Source organism: Pedobacter sp. GQ55 (assembly GCF_059758925.1).
Genome location: NZ_JCAXEI010000007.1, coordinates 272721 through 279060, shown reverse-complemented (window position 1 = coordinate 279060; position 6340 = coordinate 272721). Strand labels below are relative to the sequence as shown.

6 protein-coding genes are annotated in these 6340 nt (G+C 36.4%); all 6 read left to right on the top strand.

Annotated elements, in window-relative coordinates:
- Positions 1 to 252: 252 nt before the first annotated feature.
- From AC6CH7_RS19100 to AC6CH7_RS19075, 6 genes are read left to right on the top strand one after another with little or no spacing between them, the layout of a single operon-like run.
- The gene (locus tag AC6CH7_RS19100; protein WP_498264246.1) at positions 253 to 1212 is read left to right on the top strand and encodes a stage II sporulation protein M; all 960 of its coding nucleotides are present in this window, start codon (positions 253 to 255) and stop codon (positions 1210 to 1212) included.
- Positions 1205 to 2095 carry a hypothetical protein gene (locus AC6CH7_RS19095; RefSeq protein WP_498264245.1) on the top strand — a complete coding sequence of 297 codons (891 nt, stop codon included), beginning with the start codon at positions 1205 to 1207 and terminating at the stop codon, positions 2093 to 2095. The genes AC6CH7_RS19100 and AC6CH7_RS19095 overlap by 8 nt, the downstream gene beginning before the upstream one ends.
- A 1-nt stretch (position 2096) precedes the next feature.
- On the top strand, positions 2097 to 2819 hold the full coding sequence (locus AC6CH7_RS19090) for a DUF4129 domain-containing protein (protein WP_498264244.1): 723 nt from the start codon (positions 2097 to 2099) through the stop codon (positions 2817 to 2819).
- Positions 2816 to 3997 (top strand): DUF4350 domain-containing protein, encoded by a 1182-nt coding sequence (locus AC6CH7_RS19085; protein ID WP_498264243.1) that lies wholly within the window; start codon positions 2816 to 2818, stop codon positions 3995 to 3997. Before AC6CH7_RS19090 ends, AC6CH7_RS19085 begins: the two co-directional genes overlap by 4 nt.
- 3 nt (positions 3998 to 4000) lie before the next feature.
- On the top strand, positions 4001 to 4978 hold the full coding sequence (locus AC6CH7_RS19080; RefSeq protein ID WP_498264242.1) for an AAA family ATPase: 978 nt from the start codon (positions 4001 to 4003) through the stop codon (positions 4976 to 4978).
- Positions 4979 to 4989: 11 nt separating this feature from the next.
- On the top strand, positions 4990 to 6336 hold the full coding sequence (locus tag AC6CH7_RS19075) for a DUF58 domain-containing protein (protein WP_498264241.1): 1347 nt from the start codon (positions 4990 to 4992) through the stop codon (positions 6334 to 6336).
- Positions 6337 to 6340: the final 4 nt, after the last annotated feature.

The window sequence follows — 6340 nt, the reverse complement described above, 5'->3', positions numbered from 1 at the left end:
TTATAAGCATGGGCAACTTTTGTAAATGCGCGTACAAGCATTTGAGAAGAAAGCTCAAATTTACATCTAAAAATAATAGCTATTTTAACTAAAAATAATAGTAATATTTTAGTTTTAAAACTAGAGGGTAGCTGCTTTCCCCCCACCCACGCTTAGGCCATGACTGGGTTTCCGCAGCTTTTTTATGAATTTTTCTTGTAAAAATCTTTTTTATGCTATTTTACATGAAAATTAAAGCCCTCGCAAAAACCTATGAGAGAATCGTTGTTCGTTAAACAGAATTCCACTAAATGGAAATCCTATGAGCAAATGAGTGCAGCCACGCCAGATGAGCTGGCTGATAGGTTTGTTGACATTACCAATGATCTCGCTTACGCCAAAACATTTTATCCAAAATCAAAAACAACAGAATATTTAAACGGGATTGCTGCATTGTTGCATCAGTCTATTTATAAGAATAAAAAAGAAAACAGCAATACCTTCATCGAATTCTGGAAATTTGAGTTGCCTATCCTTTTTTATACTTATCGCAGGCAGTTGCTGTATGCACTGATATTTTTTGTAATCTCTAGCTTAATAGGAATACTATCTGCAAAATATGATGACTCTTTCTTAAGGTTAATACTTGGTGATGGATATGTAAATATGACTAATGAGAATATTGCTAAAGGAGATCCATTTGGCGTTTATAAAAAGCAAGGTGAGTTCAGTATGTTTTTTATGATTGCGGCCAACAATATTTATGTTTCCTTATTGATGTTTGTAAGCGGAATATTCTTCTCGATTGGCCCCGTGTTCTTTATTTTAAGGAATGGAATAATGCTTGGCTCATTCGAATATTATTTCTTTAGTAAGGGATTGGGAATGGAATCTATACTGGTTATATGGATTCATGGAACTTTAGAAATATCAGCTATTATAATTGCTGGTGGTGCAGGTTTGGTTTTAGGGCATGGTTTATTGTTTCCTAAAACCTACACACGTCTTCAGGCATTTATAAAAAGCGCAAAAGACGGAACTAAAATAGCTTTGGGAATATTACCTATAATTGTAGTGGCCGCAATATTTGAGAGTTTTGTTACCAGGCATACCAATATGCCTGTTTGGTTAAGTGTATCCATTCTCGGAGCATCATTTTTATTTATGGTTTGGTATGTAGTATTGTATCCTGCCCAACTTATTAAACGCACTCAAAATATAAACAATGTCTGATAAATTAGAATTTAGAAAGCTTAGAGAGTTTGGAGAGATCATTAATGATATGTTCCAATTCATAAAACAGAACTTTAAGCCATTAATGAAAACGTATATTTATTTATGCGGGTTCTTTGTACTTGCCGGAATGTTGGCGGCAATAATGTATCAGGTCGGATTACAAAAGATCGGTTTCGGTAATGGTGGCAATCAGGCGAACGCCAACCCTTTTAATAGATTTGGCCAGCTGTTCACATTCAATTATTTTCTTGTGATTATATTTTCATTACTAAATTATACTGCAGTAATTGTTTCAACCTTGAGCTTTATTGCGCTATATATTCAAAAAGGAAACCAGGCACCAGCGGTGGAAGAAGTTTGGTCATATTTCAAATATTATTTTCTTCGGGTATTTGGGAGTAGTATAGCTGTGTGTATTTTTCTTATTGTTTGCCTTCTATTCTGTGGCTTGCCATTCTTTTACGTATTTCCGGCAATGTCTCTCTTTTATTCTGTAATGGTACTTGAGAATGGGAGTTTTGAATATTCATTTAGCCGATCTTTCAAACTGTTAAAAGATCAATGGTGGGTAACCGCGGGAGCGATATTAGTAATATGGATAATTACTTATGCATGCATGTCTATGGCTTCTATGCCAGCTATAATACTTACCATGGTTTCTGCATTTACAAAAGCATCCGGTGGTATGAGCACTTTGATCATTGTGGTCTCTACAGTTATTCAATATGTTTGTCAGGTGTTTATGGTCTTGCCTGTTATAGGTGTTACACTTTGTTATTTTAATTTGGTAGAACGTTTGGATAATACCGGATTATTGGAAAGGATAAATCAACTTGGAAAGTCCGAAACGGATTTGAATTCTACCCCTGAGGATTATTAGCATGCGTTTACTGCTCTTCATTTTTCTTTTTTTTGGAGTATCACTGGCTCGGGCCGATGTAGGGAAGCTGGATTCTGTTGCAGGAAAAACAGCCGTTAGGTTGGATACGACTAAGGTTGATCTGCGTAAGTTCGATAAAAGCAAACTGGAAGCACATAGTAAAGAAACTGATTTTATTTATGATGATGTGCCAGCGCCAAATCTTAGCTTATGGGACAGGTTTTGGCGATGGGTTTGGCACTTGATAGGCCAGGTTTTAAGCAATAAGGTGTCTGGTGGTTTAATAAAGTATTTAATAATTATTGCACTGGTTGGATTGGTGGTTTTCATCGTCCTAAAAATTATCGGAGCTGACCTGAAGATATTTTCCCGTAAGTCTCAAATAGTAGAGGTGCCCTATAGCGAGTCTGATGATAACATCCATGAAATTAATTTTAACGAGCAGATAGAAAAGGCAATAGGGAATACTAATTACAGATTAGCTGTCAGGCTTTTGTATTTGCGGACACTTAAGAAACTGAGCGATAAAAACCTGATTCATTGGCTCCCTGAAAAAACAAATCAAACGTATATCAGCGAGATTAATGATTCGGATAAGAAGAAAGAATTTAGCAATCTTACTCATCAATTTGAATATGTTTGGTACGGTGAGTTTTTTATTAACAAAGAGGACTTCAATGCCATTAAAGATAGTTTTGAACGGTTTAATCTACATAGCTCATGAAGGGATTAAGAAGATATCTTATTGTCAGTGCCGTGCTGTTGGTTGGTTATCTGCTTGCCCAGTATTATAAACCCAAACCAACAAACTGGACTCCCAGCTATTTAAAAGAAGATAAGATTCCGTATGGCACGTACATTCTGTTTCATGAAATACATAATTTATTTCCCAAAAGAGATGTGCGAATAATCAGAGATCCTATATATAATACTTTAAAGGATAGGAAGTTTAGTAATACCAGCTATCTTTTTATCGCTCATTCGATGGAACTTGATAAGCTGGATTTTAAAGAACTTATCAGCTTTGTAAAAGACGGGAATAATGCATTTTTTGCCGCCTTTGATTTTGGTAAAACTTTAGGTGATACACTTAAGTTTGATATAGGGTCGTCGTATAACTATTCAACAGAAAAATCTACCGGAATTAATTTCACCAATCCGAAGTTAAAAACGAAATACAATTATGCATTCGGAAAGCAAATCGCCGAACAGTATTTTAGTAAAATCGATACTTCCAGGGTAACGGTATTGGGTAAAAATGCGAATGGAAAGCCAAACTTTATTAAATACAGTTTTGGTAAAGGAAATATATACATTTTACCAAATCCTCAACTATTTACCAATTACAGCCTGATAAATCCTTTAGGAGCGGATTATGCAGCAAAGGCCTTATCATACCTTCCCAGCGCTGCAAGTTTAATGTGGGATGAACACAATACCCGAGGTAATATTGATGATTCTGCCGTTTTGAGAGTGATTTTCAGGAATGAATCACTGCGATGGGCATACTATATTGCACTAGTAGGGTTGATCATCTTTGTTTTATTTGAAATGAAGCGTAGGCAGCGGATAATTCCTGTAATAGAACCCTTAAAAAACTCATCCTTAGATTTTGTTAAGGTTGTCGGAAAAGTATACTATCAGCAACGGGACAATGGGGATATCGCAAGAAAGAAGATAAGTTACTTTCTTGAGTATATTCGAAGTACCTATAACCTGAAAACAACCTCACTGGATAAAGAATTGGAACAAGCTTTAAATATCAGATCAGGAGTGCCCGAAGAAACAATTGACCAACTGTTCAGTCTTGTAAATGTGATAAATAACAATCAGTATGTTGATGATAACTCACTGATCAACCTTAATAAACTAATTGAAAGATTTTATAAACAAGCTCAATAAACTATGGAACCGGAAATTTTTAATGAAAGAACCGACTTAACTGAACTTAATCAGGCTGTTGATCAGATAAGACAAACACTGAGCAGTATTATCATTGGGCAGAAGGAAACAATAGATTTTCTCATTGCAGCCCTACTTGCCGATGGCCATATATTGCTCGAAGGGGTTCCTGGTGTAGCTAAAACATTAAGTGCTAAACTTGTGGCCAAAAGCATTGATGCTTCATTTTCACGAATTCAGTTCACTCCTGATTTAATGCCTTCCGATGTATTGGGAACATCCGTATTTGACCCCAGATCTTCGTCGTTTGAATATAGAAAAGGGCCCATATTTGGACATATCATATTGGTAGATGAGATTAACCGCGCTCCAGCAAAAACTCAGTCAGCTTTGTTTGAAGTGATGGAAGAACGACAAATAACTGTAGATGGACATACCTATCATATGGATGAGCCTTTTATGGTATTGGCAACTCAAAATCCAATAGAACAGGAAGGGACTTATAGATTGCCCGAAGCCCAGCTAGATAGATTCTTATTTAAGATCGAAGTAAAATACCCTACTCTGGAAGAAGAGATAGTTATCCTTCAAAATCAACATCAGCAAAAGCTTGAGGTAGAAATAAATGCAGTTAAAGCAGTTCTAAGTATTGCTAAGATCAAGAAATGCAGGGCAATAATTAAGGCCTTGCATGTTGAGCCTAAACTAATAGAATATGCAGCAAGGATAACCCATGAAACAAGGAATAATAAATCACTTTACCTGGGCGCTTCACCTCGCGCATCCTTAGCAATGATCAATAGCGCTAAAGCGATTGCAGCAATGCAGGGCCGTGATTTTGTTACGCCAGAGGATATCATAAAAGTGGCGGTACCTGTTCTTGCACACAGAATTATGCTGACACCAGATAAAGAAATGGAAGGACTTACGCCTGCAGATGTAGTTGGTCAAATTATTCAAAAATTAGAGATTCCAAGGTAATACCTAAGCTGTTGAAGAACTTTTTTAAAACATATTATACAGACCTGTTTTTGGGTAGAAGGTTGCTTGCCGGGATCGGGCTTTGTACTACTTTGTTCCTGTTCTCTTTCTTTTTTCCGTGGCTTGGTGATATCCCATTTATTGCTTTTTGGACGCTGATCGCATTGGTTGTTATAGATATGCTTATGCTTTATCGACAAGCCAGGGGCTTCTTTTTAAGACGGGATCTTCCAGAAAGATTAAGTAATGGCGATGAAAATGAAATCAATATTTATATCGAGAGCTTTTATCCCTTTGCAACTAAAGTTGGTATTATTGATGAAATTCCTTTACAATTTCAAAAAAGAGACATCTGGTTTACAACTAATTTAAAGCCCCGTGAACATAAAACAATCAATTATACTTTAAGGCCAACCAAAAGGGGGGAGTATGCATTCGGATTGATTCGTTTGTATGTTAATTCGCCGTTAGGCTTAGTTGTAAGGAGGTTTAACTTTGGAGAAGAAACAACAGTGCCTGTTTATCCTTCCTTTCTGCAATTAAGAAGATATGAATTGATGGCCATATCAAACAGACTGAATGAAATTGGGATTAAAAAAATAAGAAGGATAGGTCATAGCCTGGAGTTTGATCAGGTAAAGAGTTATGTGCCGGGCGATGATTATAGAACTGTTAACTGGAAAGCAACAGCCCGGAAAGGAGAGTTGATGGTGAATTCCTTCACTGACGAAAAAGCCCAGCATGTGTATTGTGTAATTGACAAATCAAGGGTCATGAAAATGCCTTTTGAGGGCTTGAGCCTATTGGACTATGCCATTAATGCAAGCCTGGTTCTTTCTAATGTGGCTTTGTTAAAGGAAGATAAAGCGGGCTTGATAACGATAGCTGAAAAGACAGGAAGTATTGTGCCAGCTGATAGAAAACCTGCTCAGCTTGGTAAGATTATGAGCGTTTTGTATAAAGAAAAAACAAGATATCTTGAAACCAACATGGAAGCCCTTTATACCAGTATCCGAAGTGTTTTAAAGCAGCGTAGTTTGGTAGTTTTCTTTACAAATTTTGAAAGCATGTCTGCATTAAACCGACAGCTGCCATTTTTAAAGCGTGTTGCGAAATTCCATTTGCTGCTTATTGTGTTTTTTGAAAACACCGAACTGAAATCTCTTACCGAAGAGGAAGTAAAAGACGTAGAAGGGATTTACATTAAAACTATTGCCAGCAAATTTGCTTATGAGAAAAAGTTGATCGTAAAGGAACTTGCTAAACATGGAATCTTAAGCATCCTTACTCCACCAGAAAAACTGACCATAAATGTAATCAACAGATACCTTTCTATTAAAGCACAACAGAAAATCTAATAAT